Annotated in this window: 16 protein-coding genes and 1 riboswitch; of the genes, 15 read left to right on the top strand and 1 reads right to left on the bottom strand. The window is 73.2% G+C overall.

Annotated features, from left to right (window positions below):
- Positions 1–146 precede the first annotated feature (146 nt).
- From Q8A52_RS42040 to cobI, 9 genes are all read left to right on the top strand, one after another.
- A complete protein-coding gene (locus Q8A52_RS42040) occupies positions 147–1394 on the top strand; it encodes an inorganic phosphate transporter (protein ID WP_316762205.1) in 1248 nt (415 codons plus the stop codon).
- A gap of 32 nt (positions 1395–1426) precedes the next feature.
- Positions 1427–1654, top strand: coding sequence for a hypothetical protein (locus Q8A52_RS42035; RefSeq protein ID WP_316762202.1), 228 nt, complete (start codon positions 1427–1429; stop codon positions 1652–1654).
- A 130-nt stretch (positions 1655–1784) separates the two neighbouring features.
- Positions 1785–1924: riboswitch (cobalamin riboswitch) on the top strand.
- 101 nt (positions 1925–2025) lie between these two features.
- The gene (locus tag Q8A52_RS42030) at positions 2026–2976 is read left to right on the top strand and encodes a cobalamin biosynthesis protein (protein WP_316762199.1); all 951 of its coding nucleotides are present in this window, start codon (positions 2026–2028) and stop codon (positions 2974–2976) included.
- Complete coding sequence (locus Q8A52_RS42025; RefSeq protein ID WP_316762196.1) at positions 2973–4505, top strand: cobyric acid synthase; 1533 nt, start codon at positions 2973–2975, stop codon at positions 4503–4505. The genes Q8A52_RS42030 and Q8A52_RS42025 overlap by 4 nt, the downstream gene beginning before the upstream one ends.
- On the top strand, positions 4502–8170 hold the full coding sequence (cobN, locus tag Q8A52_RS42020; protein WP_316762194.1) for a cobaltochelatase subunit CobN: 3669 nt from the start codon (positions 4502–4504) through the stop codon (positions 8168–8170). The genes Q8A52_RS42025 and cobN overlap by 4 nt, the downstream gene beginning before the upstream one ends.
- Positions 8167–10158 carry a putative cobaltochelatase gene (locus tag Q8A52_RS42015; protein ID WP_316762191.1) on the top strand — a complete coding sequence of 664 codons (1992 nt, stop codon included), beginning with the start codon at positions 8167–8169 and terminating at the stop codon, positions 10156–10158. The genes cobN and Q8A52_RS42015 overlap by 4 nt, the downstream gene beginning before the upstream one ends.
- Positions 10158–10757, top strand: a complete 600-nt coding sequence (gene cobO, locus Q8A52_RS42010; protein WP_316762188.1) for a cob(I)yrinic acid a,c-diamide adenosyltransferase — start codon at positions 10158–10160, stop codon at positions 10755–10757. The genes Q8A52_RS42015 and cobO overlap by 1 nt, the downstream gene beginning before the upstream one ends.
- Positions 10757–12142 (top strand): cobyrinate a,c-diamide synthase, encoded by a 1386-nt coding sequence (locus Q8A52_RS42005; RefSeq protein ID WP_316762185.1) that lies wholly within the window; start codon positions 10757–10759, stop codon positions 12140–12142. Before cobO ends, Q8A52_RS42005 begins: the two co-directional genes overlap by 1 nt.
- Entirely contained in the window at positions 12139–12888 is a 750-nt protein-coding gene (cobI, locus tag Q8A52_RS42000; RefSeq protein WP_316762182.1) for a precorrin-2 C(20)-methyltransferase, read from the top strand. The genes Q8A52_RS42005 and cobI overlap by 4 nt, the downstream gene beginning before the upstream one ends.
- A gap of 26 nt (positions 12889–12914) precedes the next feature.
- Here cobI and Q8A52_RS41995 read toward each other — a convergent pair whose 3' ends face one another.
- The gene (locus Q8A52_RS41995; RefSeq protein ID WP_316762179.1) at positions 12915–13643 is read right to left on the bottom strand and encodes a ZIP family metal transporter; all 729 of its coding nucleotides are present in this window, start codon (positions 13641–13643) and stop codon (positions 12915–12917) included.
- A gap of 95 nt (positions 13644–13738) precedes the next feature.
- Between Q8A52_RS41995 and cobM the strand changes: the two genes are divergently transcribed.
- Genes cobM through cobC form a run of 6 tightly spaced genes read left to right on the top strand, consistent with a single transcriptional unit; the run spans position 13739 to position 20068 of the window.
- Positions 13739–14557, top strand: a complete 819-nt coding sequence (gene cobM, locus Q8A52_RS41990; RefSeq protein WP_316762177.1) for a precorrin-4 C(11)-methyltransferase — start codon at positions 13739–13741, stop codon at positions 14555–14557.
- Complete coding sequence (cbiE, locus tag Q8A52_RS41985) at positions 14554–15795, top strand: precorrin-6y C5,15-methyltransferase (decarboxylating) subunit CbiE (protein WP_316762174.1); 1242 nt, start codon at positions 14554–14556, stop codon at positions 15793–15795. Before cobM ends, cbiE begins: the two co-directional genes overlap by 4 nt.
- Positions 15792–17495 (top strand): precorrin-3B C(17)-methyltransferase, encoded by a 1704-nt coding sequence (gene cobJ, locus Q8A52_RS41980; RefSeq protein ID WP_316762171.1) that lies wholly within the window; start codon positions 15792–15794, stop codon positions 17493–17495. The genes cbiE and cobJ overlap by 4 nt, the downstream gene beginning before the upstream one ends.
- Positions 17492–18076 (top strand): precorrin-8X methylmutase, encoded by a 585-nt coding sequence (locus Q8A52_RS41975; protein ID WP_316762169.1) that lies wholly within the window; start codon positions 17492–17494, stop codon positions 18074–18076. The genes cobJ and Q8A52_RS41975 overlap by 4 nt, the downstream gene beginning before the upstream one ends.
- The gene (locus tag Q8A52_RS41970) at positions 18073–19008 is read left to right on the top strand and encodes a sirohydrochlorin chelatase (RefSeq protein WP_316762167.1); all 936 of its coding nucleotides are present in this window, start codon (positions 18073–18075) and stop codon (positions 19006–19008) included. The genes Q8A52_RS41975 and Q8A52_RS41970 overlap by 4 nt, the downstream gene beginning before the upstream one ends.
- Positions 18992–20068, top strand: coding sequence for an Rv2231c family pyridoxal phosphate-dependent protein CobC (gene cobC, locus Q8A52_RS41965; protein ID WP_408649351.1), 1077 nt, complete (start codon positions 18992–18994; stop codon positions 20066–20068). Before Q8A52_RS41970 ends, cobC begins: the two co-directional genes overlap by 17 nt.
- The last annotated feature ends 23 nt before the right edge of the window (positions 20069–20091 follow it).

Below are 20091 nucleotides of genomic sequence, written 5' to 3'. Positions count from 1 at the left end.
CGCCTGGGCCGTCGGACCGGAGAGGAGCGGCGGCCCGGCAACAACCCTTTCTAGAGACACCTTCAATCCCCTCTCAGTTCACCTTCCGTTCATCCAGGTTGCCTACGGTCAACCGGCCAATGACCTTCGAACGAATGCCTGGGTAAATGGAAAACTTCTCGCTGATCCTCGCGATTGTGGTGGTAACTGCACTCGCGTTCGATTTCACGAACGGTTTTCACGACACCGCCAACGCGATGGCCACGACCATCTCGACCGGTGCGCTCAAGCCCAAGGTCGCGGTGGCCATGTCCGCCGCGCTCAACCTTGTAGGCGCTTTTCTCTCCGTGGAGGTCGCCAACACGATCTCCAAGGGTCTCGTCGACGAGAACGGCATACGTCCCGAGGTCATATTCGCCGCCCTGGTCGGCGCGATCCTCTGGAACCTGCTGACCTGGCTGGTCGGGCTCCCGTCCAGTTCCTCGCACGCCCTCATGGGCGGTCTGATCGGCGCGACGATCGCGTCGGCCGGGACCGGCGCCGTCCACAGCGACGTGCTCGTCACCAAGGTCCTGATCCCGGCCGTCGCGGCCCCGGTCGTCGCCGGTGTGGCGGCCATGCTGGCCACGAGGTTCTCCTACGCGCTGAGCAAGGACGCCGACAGCGAGGCCACCCGCAAGGGCTACCGCGCCGGCCAGATCGCCTCCGCCGGTCTCGTCTCCCTCGCCCACGGCACCAACGACGCGCAGAAGACGATGGGCATCATCACCCTCGCGCTGATCGCCGGCGGTGCCGTCGCCCCCGGCTCCAACCCTCCCACCTGGGTGATCCTCTCCGCCGGTCTCGCCATCGCGCTCGGCACCTACATCGGCGGCTGGCGCATCATCCGCACCATGGGCAAGGGCCTGACCGACCTTCAGCCGCAGCAGGGCTTCGCCGCCCAGACCAGCGCCGCGACGGTCATCCTGGCCTCCTCCCACCTGGGCTTCTCCCTCTCCACCACGCACGCCGTCTCCGGTTCCGTGATGGGCGCGGGCCTGGGCCGCAAGGGCGGCGTGGTCCGCTGGTCCACCGCGACCCGCATGGTCGTGGCCTGGGCGCTGACCCTGCCGGCGGCCGCTCTGGTCGGTGCGCTCGCGGAGTCCGTGACCGACCTGGGCGACTGGGGCACCGCAGTCGTCGCCGTCTTCCTGGTCGCCTCCAGCGCCGCGATCTGGAAGATCTCCCGCCGCGAGGTGGTCGACCACAGCAACGTCAACGACACCGAGGAGCCGGCCGGTGTGGTGACCACGGCGATCGCCGCCGTGACGCCGCCCCCGGCGGGCACGCTTGCCGAGGGTCTGACGGCCACGATCCCGGCCCAGGCGACCGCCCCCGCCACCGACCCGGCGACCCCTCCGGCCGCCACCGTCTGACCCCGAGCCCCGGTTACTAAGGAAGCATCACCATGAAGATCGACTGGGCGGCTCTCGGCTCCGTCTTCGGCGTCAGCCTCGTGGTCACGGTCGCCATCGTGGCCCTGTTCACCGTCGGCGTCGCAGGTCTCTCGCGCCGCGAACGCGCCACGGCCCAGGGCGGATCCGCCGCCCTCGCGGTCACCGGAGCGTATGTGTGCTTCGCGGCCTGCGCGGCGGCGGTGGCGTACGGCATCTACCTGATCATGGCCAAGGCCTGACCCAGGTTCACCAGGCTCCTCCCCGATGCCTTCGGGGAGGAGCCTTTTCGTCTGCCCTGACACCCGCCCGCGCAGCGCCGGTGTGGGTCTCAGCACACTCTCCCCTTGCAGGTCAACGGCAAGTTGACGGCCCTTCCGGGGGCGTGGTGGACTGCCGGAGCCATGTACGGCGGCAAGGGAGGAAGCCGGTGTGAATCCGGCGCGGTCCCGCCACTGTCACCGGGGAAGAACTCTCCGGAAGCCAGGAACTCCCACCGCCGGTCTCGTCGAACCAGGGCGCGGACACCCTGAGTGAGGACATATCGCCATGCTCGGCTGCCGATTGAGATACAGCACCAGGTCGCTGCTCGACCCCACGGCCGGCTGAGCCGATGCGTGCCGATCGCGTCTTCGCGTACGGCGCCTCCGCCGGCCTCCTCGGTGACCTCCTCCTGGGCGATCCGCGCCGTGGGCATCCGGTCGCCGCGTTCGGACGTGCGGCAGGCGCCGTCGAACGGGTGCTGTGGCGGGACCATCGCGGCTGGGGTGCGCTGCACACCGCCGCGTGCGTCGGTGGGGCCGTGGCCCTCGGCGTCCTCGCCCGGCGAGCCGTACGTCCCTCCCCCGCCGCCTCCGTCGCACTCACCGGTGCCGCCACCTGGGCCGTGGTCGGGGGGACTTCGCTCGCCCGGGAGGCCCGGGCCATCGGGCGTGCCCTGGAGGCGGGTGACGTGGAAGGTGCCCGTGCCCGGCTGCCTCACCTCTGCGGACGGGATCCACAGGCGCTCGACGCCGACGGGATCGCCCGGGCCGTGGTCGAGTCCGTCGCCGAGAACACGTCCGACGCCGTCGTAGGGGCGCTGGTGTGGGGCGCCGTGGCAGGCGTGCCCGGACTGCTCGGGTTCCGCGCGGTCAACACCCTTGACGCCATGGTCGGGCACAAGTCCCCCCGGTACCGGCGCTACGGGTGGGCCTCCGCCCGGCTCGACGACGTCGCCGGGTGGCCGGGGGCCCGGCTCACCGCCGTACTGGCCGCCGCCGCGGGCCCGGATCCGCGCGGCGCCCTGCGCGCCTGGCGGGCCGACGCGCGCAGGCATCCCAGTCCCAACGCCGGGCCCGTCGAGGCCTCCTTCGCGGGGGCCTTGGGCGTGCGGCTCGGCGGAACCCTCTCCTACGGGGGGCGGGTCGAGCACCGGCCCGTGCTCAACGGCGGCGGCCGTGCCGTGGCCGCCGAGGACATCGACCGGGCCGTACGGCTCTCCCGTCGGGTCGGTCTGCTCGCGCTCGGCGCCGGAGTCGCCGCGCGCGCCGTCGCAGCCAAGGCAAAGGAGGGCACGTCATGAACGGTGGTCTGCTCGTCGCCGGCACCACCTCCGACGCGGGCAAGAGCGTCGTGACGGCGGGGATCTGCCGGTGGCTGGTGCGACAGGGCGTCAAGGTCGCGCCCTTCAAGGCGCAGAACATGTCCCTCAACTCGTTCGTCACGCGCGAGGGCGCCGAGATCGGTCGGGCGCAGGCCATGCAGGCCCAGGCGTGCCGGGTGGAGCCCAGCGCGCTGATGAATCCCGTGCTGCTCAAGCCCGGTGGTGAGCAGAGCAGCCAAGTCGTGCTGCTGGGCAAGCCCGTCGGCGAACTCAGCGCGCGCGGATACCACGGCGGGCGGCAGCGGCAACTCCTCGGGACCGTTCTCGACTGTCTCGCCGAGTTGCGGGGCACGTATGACGCGGTGATCTGTGAGGGCGCCGGTTCTCCCGCCGAGATCAATCTGCGGCGGACCGACATCGTGAACATGGGCATCGCGCGCAACGCGCGGCTGCCCGTGCTGGTGGTGGGCGACATCGACCGAGGGGGCGTCTTCGCCTCCTTCTTCGGCACCGTCGCACTCCTGTCACGCGAGGACCAGGAACTCGTCGCCGGGTTCCTCGTCAACAAGTTCCGGGGGGACGTCGGTCTGCTGGAGCCGGGGCTCGACATGCTGCACGGGCTCACCGGACGGCACACCTACGGAGTGCTGCCGTTCCGGCACGGGCTCGGCATCGACGAGGAGGACGGGCTCCGCGTCTCGCTGCGCGGCACCGTGCGCGAGTCGTCCGTCGCGCCGCCCGTTGGAGAGGACGTGCTGCGCGTCGCCGTCTGCGCGATCCCGCTCATGTCCAACTTCACCGACGTGGACGCGCTGGCCGCCGAGCCCGGTGTCGTCGTGCGATTCGTGGACCGGCCGGAGGAACTCGCCGACGCCGACCTCGTCGTGATCCCGGGCACCCGGGGGACGGTCCGGGCACTGGAGTGGCTGCGGGAGCGGGGGCTGGCGGACGCCCTGGTCGCAAGGGCCCGTGAGGGCCGGCCCGTTCTCGGCGTCTGCGGCGGCTTCCAGATGCTCGGCGAGCACATCGAGGACGACGTCGAGAGCCGCAAGGGACACGTGGACGGGCTCGGGATCCTGCCCGTGCGGGTGCGGTTCGCCCGCGAGAAGACCCTCACCCGGCCCGTCGGCGAAGCCCTCGGCGAGCACGTCGAGGGCTACGAGATCCACCACGGGGTCGCCGACATCCACGGCGGGGAGACGTTCATCTCCGACGGCAGTGGGCACAGCCTGGACGGTTGCCGGGTCGGGCAGACCTGGGGCACCCACTGGCACGGCTCCCTGGAGTCGGACGGTTTCCGGCGGGCCTTCCTGCGCGAGGTGTCGGCCGCCGCGGGCCGCCGCTTCGTACCGGCCCCCGACACCTCGTTCGCCGCGCTGCGCGAGGAGCAGCTCGACCGGCTCGGCGACCTGATCGAACAGCACGCGGACACGGACGCGCTCCAGCGGCTCATCGAGTCGGGCGCGCCGCAAGGACTGCCTTTCATTCCACCGGGAGCGCCCGCATGAGCACAGTGTTGTTGTTGTCGACCGCCGACACCGATCTGCTGGCGGCACGGGCCTCCGGCGCGTCCTACCTGATCGGCAACCCGACCCGGGTCGACGTCGTCGAGGAGCTTCCGGAGCTCCTGCGACGGGCCGACCTCGCCGTCGTACGGCTGCTCGGCGGCAAGCGGGCCTGGGAGGAGGGGCTCGCCGCGCTGAAGGCCGCCGGCATCCCGACCGTGCTGCTGGGCGGGGAAGCGGTGCCCGACGCCGAGTTGATGGCCGAGTCGTCCGTGCCGGCCGGTGTGGTGGCCGAGGCGCTGCGCTACCTCGTCGAGGGCGGCCCCGCCAACCTCACCGAGCTCGCGCGGTTCCTGTCCGACACCGTCCTGCTGACGGGCGAGGGCTTCGACGAGCCGCAGAAGATGCCCGAGTACGGCGTCCACGGTGAGCGTGCCCTCGTCGGGGGCCGGCCCACGGTCGGCGTGCTCTTCTACCGGGCCCATGAACTGAGCGGCAACACCGCCTTCGTCGACACCCTGTGCGACGCGATCGAGGCGCGGGGCGCCAACGCGCTTCCCGTGTACTGCGGTTCGCTGCGCGGTGCCGACGCCGGGCTGTACGAGATCCTCGGCCGGGCCGACGCCCTGGTGGCCACGGTCCTCGCCGCCGGCGGCACCCACGCCTCGCAGGCCTCGGCGGGCGGCGACGAGGAGTCCTGGGACATCGGGGCCCTGGCCGACCTGGACATCCCGGTGCTGCAAGGGCTCTGTCTGACCTCCTCCCGTGCCGCGTGGGACGAGTCCGACGCCGCCCTCTCCCCCATGGACGCGGCGATGCAGGTCGCGATCCCCGAGTTCGACGGCCGCCTCATCACCGTGCCGTTCTCCTTCAAGGAGCAGGGTCCGGACGACGTCCCGGTGTACGTCGCCGACCCCGAGCGGGCCGGACGGGTCGCCGGAATCGCCGTACGGCACGCGCAGTTGAAGCACAAGGACAATGCCGACAAGAAGGTCGCGCTCGTCTTCACCGCCTACCCGACCAAACACTCGCGGGTCGGCAACGCGGTGGGCCTCGACACCCCGGCCTCCGCGGTCCGGGTCCTCGACGCGCTGCGGGACGCCGGATACTCCCTCACCGAATACCCTGACAACGGCGACGAGTTGATCCACCGGCTCATCGAGGCCGGTGGCCACGACGTCGAGTGGCTCACCGAGGAGCAGCTGGCCGCCGCGCCCGCGCGCGTGCCGCTCGCCGACTACCGGGCCTGGTTCGACAAACTCGACCCCGAGCTCAGGGACGGCATGCTGGAGGCGTGGGGCGAGCCGCCGGGCTCGCTCTACGTCGACGGCGACGACATCGTCCTCGCCTCCCTCCGGTTCGGGAACGTCGTCGTGATGATCCAACCGCCGCGCGGCTTCGGCGAGAACCCGATCGCGATCTACCACGACCCCGACATGCCGCCCTCGCACCACTACATGGCGGCGTACCGGTGGCTGGAGGCTGCGCCACCGGAGGGGGGCTTCGGCGCGGACGCGATCGTCCACATGGGCAAGCACGGCACGATGGAGTGGCTGCCGGGCAAGGGGCTCGGGCTCGGCAAGGGCTGTGCGCCGGACGCGGTCCTCGGCGACCTGCCGCTCATCTACCCCTTCATCGTCAACGACCCCGGCGAGGGCACCCAGGCCAAGCGGCGCGGGCACGCCACGGTCGTCGACCACCTCGTGCCGCCGATGGCGCGCGCCGACACCTACGGCGACCTGGCCAAGCTGGAGCAGCTCCTCGACGAGTACGCGCTCGTCTCCGACCTGGACCCGACGAAGGCCCCCGCCGTCCGCGCCCAGATCTGGACCCTCGTCAAGGCGGCGGAGCTCCACCACGACCTGCACGTCGACGAGCAGCCGGACGAGGACGACTTCGACGAGTTCGTCATGCACATCGACGGCTATCTGTGCGAGATCAAGGACGTGCAGATCCGCGACGGCCTGCACATCCTCGGTGGCGGACCGGTCGCGGAGCCACGTGTCAACCTGGTCCTCGCCGTGCTGCGCGCCTCCCAGGTCTGGGGCGGGCGGGCGAACGCCCTGCCGGGGCTGCGGGCCTCGCTCGCGGAGCACTTCGGGCTGGTCGAGAAGGAGCTGCTCGCCGAGCCGGGCGCGCCGGTGAAGGTGCCGGTGGAGCTGACGGACCTGGTCGAAGGTCCTTCACGCACGGCCGCCGACGCGATCGACCTGCTGGAGCAGCTGTGCAGGCGGATCGCGGAGAGGATGGAGGAGCGCGGCTGGAACGGCGTGGCGGTCCCGGGCCTCGTCCGTGACGTCCTCGGCACCGAACTCCCGGACGCCGTCGCCGTGCTGGAGTTCGCCTGCACCGAGGTCGTACCGCGCCTCGCGAGGACCACCGACGAGATCGGTCACATCCTCCGGGCGCTGAACGGCGGTTACGTCCCCGCCGGTCCCTCGGGCTCCCCCACCCGCGGCCTGGTCAACGTCCTGCCGACCGGCCGGAACTTCTACTCGGTCGACCCCAAGGCCATCCCGTCCAGGCTGAGCTGGGAGGTCGGCCAGGCGCTGGCCGACTCGCTGGTGCAGCGGTATCTGCAGGACACGGGCGAGTACCCGAAGTCCGTCGGCCTGACGGTCTGGGGCACGTCCGCCATGCGCACCCAGGGCGACGACATCGCCGAGATCCTGGCGCTGCTGGGCTGCCGCCCGGTGTGGGACGACGCCTCGCGCCGGGTCACCGGCTTCGAGATCGTGTCCCTGGAAGAGCTCGGCCGGCCGCGCATCGACGTCACGGTCCGCATCTCGGGCTTCTTCCGGGACGCGTTCCCGCATGTGGTCGGGCTGATCGACGACGCGGTGCGGGCGGTGGCCGAGCTGGCCGAGCCCGCCGAGCGGAACTTCGTGCGCGCCCACGCCGACGCGGACACCGCCGAACACGGCGACCGGCGGCGCGCGACGGCCCGTGTCTTCGGCTCGAAGCCGGGCGCGTACGGCGCCGGGCTGCTGCCGCTGATCGACGCCCGCAACTGGAGAAGCGACGCCGACCTCGCCGAGGTGTATGCCGTCTGGGGCGGCTACGCCTACGGGCGCGGGCTCGACGGGCGGGCGGCGCGCGGGGACATGGAGACGGCGTTCCGGCGGATCGCGGTGGCGGCGAAGAACGTCGACACCCGTGAGCACGACCTCGTCGACGCCGACGACTACTTCCAGTACCACGGCGGCATGGTCGCCATGGTCCGCCACCTCACCGGAGCCTCCCCGGAGGCGTACGTCGGCGACTCCGCCGTGCCCGACCAGGTGAAGACCCGGACGCTGGGCGAGGAGACGCACCGCGTCTTCCGTGCCCGCGTGGTCAACCCGCGCTGGATGGCGGCCATGCGGCGGCACGGCTACAAGGGCGCCTTCGAGATGGCGGCGACGGTCGACTACCTCTTCGGTTACGACGCCACGGCCGGTGTCGTGGACGACTGGATGTACGAGAAGCTCAGCGCCGAGTACGTCTTCGACGCGGAGAACCGGGACTTCATGAAGAAGTCCAACCCCTGGGCGCTGCGCGGGATCACGGAGCGGCTGCTGGAGGCGGCCGACCGCGGGCTGTGGGCCGAGCCGGACGCCGACACCCTGGAGCGGCTGCGCGCCACCTACCTGGAGCTGGAAGGCGACTTGGAGGGCGACGAGAAGTGAGTACCCCCTTTCCGTTCACGGCCGTCGTCGGTCAGGACGACCTGCGGCTCGCGCTGCTGCTGAACGCCGTGTCGCCGGCGGTCGGCGGTGTGCTGGTGCGCGGCGAGAAGGGCACCGCCAAGTCGACGGCCGTACGGGCCCTTTCGGCGCTGCTGCCCGAGGTGGACGTCGTCTCCGGGTGCCGCTTCTCGTGCGACCCCGGGGCGCCGGATCCGGCGTGCCCGGACGGGCCGCACGAGCCGGGGGCGTTCGAGTCCCGTCCGGCGCGCATGGTGGAGCTGCCCGTCGGTGCCTCCGAGGACCGGCTGGTGGGCGCCCTGGACATCGAACGGGCGCTCGCCGAGGGCGTGAAGGCCTTCGAGCCCGGCCTGCTGGCCGACGCGCACCGCGGGATCCTGTACGTCGACGAGGTCAACCTGCTCCACGACCACCTGGTCGACCTGCTCCTGGACGCGGCCGCGATGGGCGCCTCCTACGTCGAGCGCGAGGGCGTCTCCGTACGGCATGCCGCCCGCTTCCTGCTCGTCGGCACCATGAACCCCGAAGAGGGCGAGCTGCGCCCGCAGTTGCTCGACCGGTTCGGGCTCACCGTCGAGGTCGCGGCCTCCCGCGAGCCCGAGCAGCGGGTGGAGGTCGTACGGCGGCGGCTGGCGTACGACGACGACCCTGCCGGCTTCACCACACGGTGGGCCGGCGAGGAGGCGGCTGTCCGGCAACGGATCGTGGCCGCACGGGAGTTGCTGCCGCAGGTACGGCTCGGCGACGGTGCGCTGCGGCAGATCGCGGCCACCTGTGCCGCCTTCGAGGTGGACGGCATGCGGGCCGACATCGTGATGGCGCGTACGGCGACCGCGCTGGCGGCCTGGGCGGGACGGACCGATGTGCTCGCCGAGGACGTACGGCAGGCGGCCCTGCTGGCGCTGCCGCACCGGCGCAGGCGGAACCCCTTCGACGCGCCGGGACTCGACGAGGACAAGCTCGACGAGACGCTGGAGGAGTTCTCCGGCGACGACGATCCCGATCCCGACGGTGGTGGACCGGGCGGGGGCGGCGGGCAGCCCGCGCCGGACTCCGGTCCGCAGGGCGGTGACACCGCTGCCCGCCCCGAGAGCGGTGAGGACGGCGAGCCGCGGGCGTCCGGCGCCGCGGAGCAGTCCCCCGTCCGCGCCGCCGAGCCCTTCCGCACGAAGGTGCTGAGCGTGCCCGGGATCGGCGAGGGTGCCGCCGGGCGGCGTTCGCGGGCGCGGACCGAGCACGGGCGCACGACGGGGGCGCGGCGGCCGCAGGGGAAGCTCTCCAAGCTGCATCTGGCGGCCACGGTCCAGGCGGCGGCACCGCATCAGCGGGCGCGGGGCCGCTCCGGGCCGGGTCTTGTCGTACGCCGGGACGATCTGCGGCAGGCCACCCGCGAGGGGCGCGAGGGGAACCTCGTGCTGTTCGTGGTCGACGCCTCCGGGTCGATGGCGGCGCGGCAGCGGATGGCCGCCGTGAAGGGTGCCGTGCTGTCGCTGCTGCTCGACGCCTACCAGCGGCGGGACAAGGTGGGACTGGTGACCTTCCGCGGCAAGGACGCGCAGGTCGCGCTGCCGCCGACCTCGTCCGTGGACGCGGCGGCGGCCCGGCTGGAGTCGCTGCCGACGGGCGGGCGGACTCCGCTCGCGGCCGGGCTGCTGAAGGCACATGAGGTGCTGCGGGTCGAGCGGCTGCGGGATCCGGCGCGCCGGGCGCTGGTCGTGGTGGTGACCGACGGGCGAGCCACGGGCGGTCCGGAGCCGGTCGCGCTGGCCGGGCGGGCGGCGCGGCTGTTCGCGGCCGAGGGGGTCGCCTCCGTGGTGGTGGACTGCGAGTCGGGGCCGGTGCGGCTCGGGCTCGCCGGACAGCTCGCGGGTGAGCTGGGCGGTACGGCGGTGACGCTGGACGAGCTGCGGGCCGACAGCATCGCCGGGTTGGTCAGGAATGTGCAGGGGACGTCGAGGAGGGCCGCGTAATGCCTCAGGGGCAGCCGAGTGTGATCCCGGACGACGGGCTGACGACACGGCAGCGGCGCAACCGGCCGCTCGTGGTCGTCCACACGGGCATCGGCAAGGGCAAGTCCACCGCCGCCTTCGGGCTCGCGCTGCGCGCCTGGAACCAGGGGTGGCCCATCGGGGTGTTCCAGTTCGTCAAGTCGGCGAAGTGGAAGGTCGGCGAGGAGAACGCGCTGCGGGTGCTCGGCGCCTCCGGCGAGGGCGGGACCGTCGACTGGCACAAGATGGGCGAGGGCTGGTCCTGGGTCCAGCGCGATGCCCAGATGGACAACGAGGAGAAGGCCCGCGAGGGCTGGGAGCAGGTCAAGCGGGACCTGGCGGCCGAGACGTACAAGCTGTACGTGCTCGACGAGTTCGCGTACCCGATGCACTGGGGCTGGGTCGACACCGACGAGGTCGTGCAGGTGCTCCGCGACCGGCCGGGGACACAGCACGTGGTGATCACCGGGCGGAACGCGCCCGAGAAGCTGGTCGACCTCGCGGACCTCGTGACCGACATGTCCAAGGTCAAGCACCCCATGGACGCCGGCCAGAAGGGCCAGAGAGGCATCGAGTGGTGATGTCCCCGTCCGTGCCCCGGCTGGTCATTGCCGCGCCCTCGTCGGGCAGCGGCAAGACCACCGTCGCCACGGGGTTGATGGCCGCGCTGACCGCGCGGGGGCTCGCCGTGTCCCCGCACAAGGTCGGCCCCGACTACATCGACCCCGGGTATCACGCGCTCGCCACCGGGCGCGTGGGGCGGAACCTCGACGCGTACCTGTGCGGGCCGGAGCTGGTCGGTCCGCTGTTCGCGCACGGTGCGCGCGGCTGCGACATCGCGGTCGTCGAGGGTGTGATGGGGCTGTACGACGGGGCCGCCGGGGAAGGCGAACTGGCGTCCACCGCCCATGTGGCGAAGCTGCTGCGGGCGCCGGTGGTGCTGGTCGTGGACGCGTCGTCGCAGTCGCGGTCGGTGGCCGCGCTGGTGCACGGGTTCACCTCCTGGGATCCGGAGGTGCGGGTCGGGGGCGTGATCCTGAACAAGGTCGCGTCGGACCGGCACGAGGAACTGCTGCGGGACGCGCTGGACTCCGTCGGTGTGCCGGTGCTGGGGGTGTTGCGGCGGGCGCCGCAGGTGGACACGCCGTCCCGGCACCTGGGTCTGGTGCCGGTCGCCGAGCGGCGGGCTGCGGCGGTGGAGGCGGTCGCGGCGATGGCCGCGCAGGTCTCCGACGGTTGTGATCTGGATGCGCTGATGGCGCTGGCGCGGAGTGCGGGTGCGTTGTCGGGTGCGGCGTGGGACGCGGCCGAGGCCGTCGCCCCGCCCACCCACGACCAGCCGACTCGGCCGGCCGAGGAGCGGGCGCCCGTGGTGGCTGTCGCCGGTGGGGAAGCGTTCACCTTCTCCTATGCCGAGCACACCGAACTCCTCACCGCCGCCGGCGCCGACGTCGTCCCCTTCGACCCCCTGCGGGACGAGCGGCTGCCCGACGGGACAAGCGGGTTGGTCATCGGCGGGGGCTTCCCCGAGGTGTACGCGGCCGAGCTGTCCGCCAACGAGCCGCTGCGCAAGGCCGTCGCGGAGCTCGCGCTCAGCGGTGCTCCCGTCGCCGCCGAGTGCGCCGGACTGCTCTATCTGTGCCGGGAGCTGGACGGGCGGCCCATGTGCGGGGTGCTCGACGCCACCGCCCGGATGAGCGAGCGGCTCACGCTCGGGTACCGGGACGCAGTGGCCGTGAGCGACAGTGTGCTCGCCGTCGCGGGGACGCGGATGCGGGGGCACGAGTTCCACCGCACCATCGTCGAGCCCGGCTCGGGGACGGATCCCGCCTGGGGTGTGCGCGCCCCTCGACGGCGGGTCGAAGGTTTCGTACAGCAGGGTGTGCACGCGAGTTATCTGCACACGCACTGGGCGTCCGTGCCCGGTGCGGCCCGTCGGTTCGTGGAGAGGTGCCGGACGTCATGAGCAGCAGGCTGATCGGTGTCGGGGTGGGTCCGGGCGACCCGGAGCTGGTGACCGTCAAGGGCGTCAACGCCCTGCGTGCGGCCGATGTCGTCGTCGTACCCGTCATGGCTGCGCCTGATGGAACCGATGGGGGTGAGCGGGGGCGGGCCGAGGCGACCGTGCTGCACTACGTACCCGAGGAGAAGGTCGTCCGGGTGGTGTTCGCGCTCAACGAGCGGACCGACCGGGGACGCCGCGAGGCCGCCTGGGACGCGGCCGGTGAGCGGGTCGCCGAGCTGCTCCGGGAGCGGGGCGCGGTCGCCTTCGCGACCATCGGCGACCCCAACGTGTACTCCACCTTCACCTATCTCGCGCAGACGATCGCGGAGCGGGTGCCGGGGACGGTCGTCGAAACCGTGCCGGGGATCACCGCGATGCAGGATCTCGCGGCGCGCTCCGGGGCCGTGCTGACCGAGGGCACCGAGCCGCTGACGCTCGTGCCGGTCACCGCCGGGGCCGCCGTGCTCAAGGAGGCGCTGAACGGTCCGGGGACGGTCGTGGCGTACAAGTTCGGGCGGCAGGCCGGGGAGGTCGCCGAGGCGCTGCGGGAGACCGGGCGGATCGACGACGCGGTGTGGGGGTCGGCGCTCGGGCTGCCGGAGGAGTCCATCCGGCCCGCGGGCGAGCTCGACGGGGCCCCGCTGCCGTACCTCTCCACGCTGATCGCGCCCGCGCGGCGCGACGGCGGCCGGGGCGGCAAGCTGTGACCCGCTCGGCCGCAACCCCGCCCGGCTCAGGCGGAGATGCCCACCACCAGCCAGATGAAGGCCGCGCCCGCCACCGTGCACAGCAGGGTGGAGCGGGCGGGGTGCTCATGGTGCGCCTCGGGGAGGATCTCGGCCGCGGCGAGATAGAGGAGCGCGCCCCCGAACAGGGCGAGGTAGCCGCCGAGCAGCTGCGCCGGGATGGTGAAGAACGCCGTGGACAGGGCGCCGAGGACCGGGGCGCACGCGTCCGCGACCAGCATGGCGACCGCCTTGCGGCGGGCGTTGCCGTACAGGCTGGTGATGGTGAACGTGTTGAAGCCGTCCGCGAAGTCGTGGGCGATCACGGCGAGCGCGACCGCCGCGCCCATGCCGCCGCCCACCTGGAAGGCTGCGCCGATGGCCACACCGTCCATGGCGCTGTGGCCGACCATCGCGGCGGCTGCCGTGAGGCCCACCTCGGGCGCGCGGTGACCGTGCTCCTCCGCGCCGTGCGCGGCCTGCCGGGCGGCAAGCAGCCGTTCCACCAGATGGGCGAGCAGGAATCCGGCCACGAACAGCAGCAGGGCCGCCGGTACGCCGAAGACCTCCCGGCCCGCCGCGCGCAGCGCCTCGGGCAGCAGGTCCAGGCCGACCACTCCCAGCATGAGACCGCCGGCCAGGCCCAGAACCAGGTGGCGACGGTCGGTCACGCGCTGTGCCGTCCAGCCGCCGGCCAGCGTCATCAGGAACGCGCAGAGCGCGACGAAGACCGCCATAGGCCTTTGCTATCCGATCACACCCCGATCGCGCACATCCGGCCACGCTGCCACCCGCCCACACCGTGATATTTCGTACGAGAGGACCTCTTCCCATGGCCGATGCCCCCACCGGCAAGGTGACCTTCGTCGGTGCCGGCCCCGGCGCCGCCGATCTGCTGACGTTCCGTGCCGCGCGTGCCATCGCCGAGGCCGACGTCGTGATCTGGGCGGCCAGCCTGGTCCAGGCGGAGGTCCTCCAGCACGCGCGCGAGGACGCGGAGATCCTCGACTCGGCGACCATGTCCCTCGAGGACGTCGTCGCCGTCTACCGGCGGGCCCGGGGGGCAGGGCTGCACGTCGCCCGGATCCACTCCGGCGACCCGGCGCTGTGGGGCGGTACCCAGGAACAGGTCGACCGGTGCGCGGAGATCGGCATCGCCACGGAGATCGTGCCCGGCGTGTCCTCCTTCTCCGCCGTGGCCGCCCTCGCGCAGCGCGAGCTGACCATCCCCGAGGTCGCGCAGTCCGTCGTCCTCACCCGGCTGGGCGGCGGCAAGACGCCGATGCCGCCCGGCGAGGAGGTCCGTGAGTTCGCCCGCCACGGCACCACCATGGCGGTCTTCCTGTCGGCGGCCCGCAGCGGCCAGTTGGTCCGGGAGCTGCTGGAGGGCGGCTACCCGACCAGTACGCCGGTGATCGTCGCCCACCAGGCGACCTGGCCGGAGGAACTGGTCGTGCGGTGCACGATCGGCACGCTGGAGGAGACGGTCAAGGAGCACAAGCTCTGGAAGCACACCCTGTTCCTGGTCGGCCCGGCCCTGGACGCGCACGGCACCCGCTCGCACCTCTACCACCCCGGTCACTTCCACGGCTACCGCAAGGCCGACCCGCAGGCCCGCAAGGAGCTGCGCGAGCGGGGCGCGAGCACATGACCCCGCCGATCACCGTCGTCGGTACGGGGACGGGGGCGCCCGTTCCCGAGGACGTCCTCGCCGGGGCCGGGCTGGTCGTCGGCGGGCGACGGCATCTGGACGCCGTACGACTGCCCGAGGCGGCGGACCGGATCGTCCTCGGGCCGCTGGCGCCCGCGCTGGACGCCGTCGAGCGGTATCTCGACAAGGGCTCCCGGGTGGTCGTGCTGGCCTCCGGGGATCCCGGGTTCTTCGGGATCGTGCGGGCGCTGGCGGAGCGGTTCGGGGCCGGCCGGCTCGATGTGCGGCCCGGTGTGTCGTCCGTCGCGACGGCCTTCGCGCGGCTGGGACTGCCCTGGGACGACGCGGTCGTGGTCAGCGCGCACGGGCGTGACCTGCGTACGGCCGTCAACGCGTGCCGGGCGCGTCCCAAGGTCGCCGTGCTGACCGGACCGGGCGCCGGTCCGGCCGAGCTGGGCGCCGCGGTGCCCGGCGACCGCGTCCTCGTCGTGGCCAGTGCGCTCGGCGATCCGCGGCGGGAGCGCGTGGAGCGGGTGACGCCCGCCGAGGCGGCGGCCCGGGACTGGGGTACGGCGGTGAGCGTGGTGCTGTGCCTGGACGAGTCGCGGGCTCTGGGCGCCGTGCGGACCGTCGCCGGCGGGCTCGACGGGCCCGCCGGGTGGGCGCTGGACGAGGCCGGGTTCGCGCACCGCGACTCGATGATCACCAAGTTCGAGGTGCGGGCCCTGGCGCTGGCCAGGCTGGGGCCGCGCCTCGGTGACCTGGTCTGGGACGTGGGAGCGGGCTCCGGGTCCGTGGCCGTCGAGTGCGCGCGCCTCGGTGCCGCCGCCGTCGCCGTCGAGAAGACCGTGGACGGGGTCGGGCGGGTCCGGGCGAATGCGGCGGCGCACGGTGTGGACGTACGGGTGGTGCACGGGGAGGCGCCGGCCGTGCTGTCCGGACTCGACGATCCCGACGCCGTGTTCATCGGCGGCGGGGGGCGCGAACTGCCCGCCATCGTGACCGCGTGCGCGCGGCGGGCCCGGCGCACGGTGGTGATCGCGATGGCCGCGCTCGACCGGGTGCCGGCCGCGCGTGAGGCGCTCACCGGCGCCGGGTTCTCCTGCGACGGCGTGCTGTTGCAGTCGTCGCGGCTCGCGCCGCTGCCGGGGGACGTGACCCGGCTCGCGGCCACCAATCCAGTGTTCCTGCTGTGGGGCGTCCGGCTTCCAGCGCGTATCGAGGGAGTTGCTCAGTGATCGGCCTCATTTCCGCCACCGCGGCGGGGGCGGCGGCGCGGGACCGGCTGGCGGCCGCGTGGCCGGACCGGACGCGGGTGTACGAGGGTCCCGTCGGGGACGCCGTGCGGGCCGCGTTCGCTCAGTGCGAGCAGTTGGTGTGCTTCCTGGCGACCGGTGCGGTGGTCCGGCTCGTCGCCCCGCTGCTGGATGACAAGGCGTCCGACCCGGGTGTGGTGTGCGTCGACGAGGGCGGGCGGTTCGCCGTGTCCCTGGTCGGCGGGCACGGGGGCGGGGCCAATGAACTCGCCCGCGAGGTGGGCGCCTTGCTCGGTGCCGAGCCCGTGGTGACGACCGCGACCGACTCCGCCGGGCTGCCGGGCCTCGACACCCTCGGGTTTCCCTTCGAGGGAGCGGTCGCGGCCGTCTCCCGGGCCCTGCTGAACAGTGAGCCCGTCGCACTTGAGGCAGAGGTGCCGTGGCCGTTGCCTCCGCTGCCGACGGCGGCGCACGGTGCGTACACGATCCGGCTGACCGACCGAGCCGTCGAACCCGGCGAGCGCGAGGTGCTGCTGCGCCCGCCGTCCCTGGTCGTCGGCGTCGGCGCGTCCAGGGGCGCTTCCGTCGAGGAGGTGCTCGGGCTGATCGAGACGTCGCTGCGGGACGCCGGGCTCTCGGCCGGGTCGCTCGCCGAACTCGCCACCGTCGACGCCAAGTCGGACGAACCCGGGATCGTGGCCGCCGCCGAGCGCCTCGGTGTGCCCCTGGTGACGTACTCCGCCGAGGAGCTGGCCGCCGTCGAGGTGCCCAACCCCTCCGACGCGCCCCTCTCCGCGGTCGGCACGCCCTCCGTGGCGGAGGCCTCCGCCCTGGTGCGCGGGGGCGAACTCCTCGTCCCCAAGCGGAAGTCGGTACGGACGGACGGCCGGCCCCCGATGGCGACCTGTGCCGTCGTACGGCGGCCGGGGCGCGGGCGCCTCGCGGTGGTCGGGCTCGGTCCCGGCGCCCGCGATCTGCTCACCCCGCGTGCGCAGGCGGAACTGCGGCGCGCCTCCGTGCTCGTCGGCCTCGACCAGTACGTCGACCAGATCCGCGATCTGCTGCGGCCCGGCACCCGGATCCTGGAGTCGGGCCTCGGGGCCGAGGAGGAGCGGGCCCGCACGGCGGTCGCCGAGGCCCGCCGGGGCCATGCGGTCGCGCTGATCGGCAGCGGGGACGCGGGCGTGTACGCCATGGCCTCCCCGGCGCTCGCCGAGGCGTCCGACGACATCGACGTGGTCGGTGTACCGGGCGTGACCGCGGCGCTCGCCGCCGGGGCGATCCTGGGCGCGCCGCTGGGCCACGACCATGTGTCGATCAGCCTCTCCGATCTGCACACGCCGTGGGAGGTCATCGAGCGGCGGGTGCGGGCCGCGGCGGCGGCGGACATCGTCGTGACCTTCTACAACCCGCGCTCCCGGGGCCGGGACTGGCAGTTGCCGAAGGCCCTTGCGATCCTCGCGGAGCACCGCGAGCCGACGACGCCCGTCGGTGTCGTGCGCAACGCCTCGCGACCGGACGAGTCCAGCCGGCTGACGACGCTGGCCGCCCTGGACCCGGCGACGGTCGACATGATGACGGTCGTGACCGTGGGCAACACCGCGACCAGGGACATCGCGGGGCGCATGGTCACCCCGCGCGGCTACCGCTGGCAGGAAGGCACCCAGGAGGAGGCCAAGTGAACCGTGTCGTTCATCCGATCGAGCAGGAGTCGTTCCGGCGGCTGCGCGCTCGCCTGGACACCTCGCACTTCGCGCCGCTGACCCGGGCGGTGGTGGAGCGGGTCATCCACTCCGCCGCCGACCTGGAGTACGCGTCCGATCTCGTCATGGACGAGGGAGACCTGGCGAAGGCGCACACCGCGCTGCACACCGGGGCGCCCGTGGTGGTCGACGTCGAGATGGTCGCGGCCGGGATCACCCGGAGGGAGACCGTCTGCCGCCTCGAGGACGCCGAGGCCGGGCCGGGGCTGACCCGTTCGGCACACGCGATCCGGCTGGCGTACGAGCAGGTCGGGCCCGGCGCCCTCTGGGTGATCGGCTGTGCGCCGACCGCCCTGGAGGAGCTGCTCACCCTGGACGCCTCCCCCGCACTCGTCATCGGCCTGCCCGTCGGCTTCGTCGGTGCTGCCGAGTCCAAGGCCGCGTTGCGCGAGAGCGGGCTGCCCGCTGTCAGCAACGTGTCCGAGAAGGGCGGTTCGGCGGTCGCCGCGGCCGCGCTCAACGCCCTTCTGTACCACCCGACTTCGAAGGAGAACGCGTGACCACCCCGCCGCCCGCCCTGCTCATCGCCGGCCATGGCACCCGGGACGAAGCCGGGGCCGAGGCGTTCCGCGACTTCGTGCGCGAACTGGGGCGCCGCCACCCCGAACTGCCCGTCGCGGGAGGCTTCATCGAGCTGTCCCCGCCGCCGCTGGGCGAAGCCGTGGCCGAGCTGGTGGAGCGGGGCGTACGCCGGTTCGCCGCCGTTCCGCTGATGCTGGTGTCCGCCGGGCACGCCAAGGGCGACATCCCGGCCGCGCTGGCCCGCGAGAAGGAGCGCCACCCCGGGATCTCGTACGCCTACGGCCGCCCGCTGGGCCCGCATCCGGCGCTGCTGAACGTGCTGGAGCGGCGCCTGGACGAGGCGCTGGGCGCCGGGGCCGGGCGCACCCCGCTGGACCGGGCCGATGTGACCGTGCTGCTGGTCGGGCGCGGTTCGACGGACCCGGACGCCAACGCCGAAGTGCACAAGGCGGCCCGGCTGCTGTGGGAGGGGCGCGGGTACGCGGGCGTGGAGACGGCGTTCGTGTCGCTGGCGGCGCCGGACGTGCCGAGCGGCCTCGACCGGTGCGCGAAGCTTGGCGCGAAGCGGATCGTCGTGCTGCCGTACTTCCTGTTCACCGGCATCCTCCCGGACCGGGTGCGGCAGCAGACCGAGGGCTGGGCGGCCGCGCGTCCGGAGCTCGACGTGCGGTCGGCCGATGTCATCGGGCCCGAGCCGGAGCTGCTCGACCTGGTGATGGAGCGGTACGAGGAGGCGGTCAAGGGCGATCTGCGGATGAACTGCGACTCGTGCGTGTACCGCATCGCGCTGCCGGGGTTCGAGGGCAAGGTGGGGCTGCCGCAGCAGCCGCACTTCCACCCGGACGACGACGGGCACCATCACCACGGGCACGGGCATCACCACCACGGCGGACATGCCCATGCGCACTGAGGACACCACCGGGCACGATCTGCGTCACCACGGTGACGCCGAGGTCCGGGACGACGGGTCGGCACTGGTCGACCTCGCCGTCAACGTCCGCGCCGACACGCCCCCGGCATGGCTGCGGGAGCGGATCGCCGATTCGCTGACCGGTCTCGCGGCCTACCCGGACGGGCGGGCCGCGCGGGCGGCGGTGGCGGCGCGGCACGGGGTTCCGGTGCAGCGGGTGCTGCTGACGGCGGGCGCGGCCGAGGCGTTCGTGCTGCTCGCGCGCGCTCTGAAGGTGCGTCTGCCGGTCGTCGTGCACCCGCAGTTCACGGAGCCGGAGTCGGCGCTGCGGGACGCGGGCCACACCGTGGACCGGGTGCTGCTGCGCGAGGAGGACGGCTTCCGGCTGGATCCGGCGGCCGTGCCCGAGGACGCCGATCTGGTGGTGATCGGCAATCCGACGAATCCCACGTCGGTGCTGCACCCGGCGGCGCTCATCACGGAACTGGCCCGTCCCGGGCGCACCCTGGTGGTCGACGAGGCGTTCATGGACTCGGTGCCGGGTGAGCGTGAGGCGCTGGCGGGGCGGACCGACGTACCCGGCCTGGTGGTGCTGCGCAGTCTGACGAAGACCTGGGGTCTGGCCGGGCTGCGGATCGGCTACGTGCTGGCCGCGCCGGAGACGATCGCGGAGCTGGAGCGGGCCCAGCCGCTGTGGCCGGTGTCCACCCCCGCGCTGGCGGCGGCCCGGGCGTGTGTGGCGCCCCAGGCCCTGGCGGAGGCGGCCCACGCGGCTCATCGCATCGCGGCTGACCGGGCCCATCTCGTCGCGGGTCTCGAGGAGTTCGCCCCGGAAGGGCTGCGGGTGATGACGCCGGCGGAGGGACCCTTCGTCCTCGTACGGCTGCCCCGGGCGGCCGCCGTGCGCCGGCATCTGCGCCACCTCGGCTATGCGGTCCGGCGCGGGGACACCTTCCCGGGGCTGGACGAGGAGTGGCTGCGGCTGGCGGTGCGGGACCGGGGGACGGTGAACGGCTTCCTGCAGGCCTTGGACAACGCGGTGACGCTGGCCGGACGGTGAGGACGCCCGGCCGGGCGGCCAAG

Origin of the sequence: Streptomyces herbicida, from assembly GCF_032656585.1 — a bacterium.
Classification (GTDB): domain Bacteria; phylum Actinomycetota; class Actinomycetes; order Streptomycetales; family Streptomycetaceae; genus Streptomyces; species Streptomyces herbicida.
Note: the sequence above shows the minus strand (reverse complement) of the source record. Positions and strands in the feature narration are given on the sequence as shown.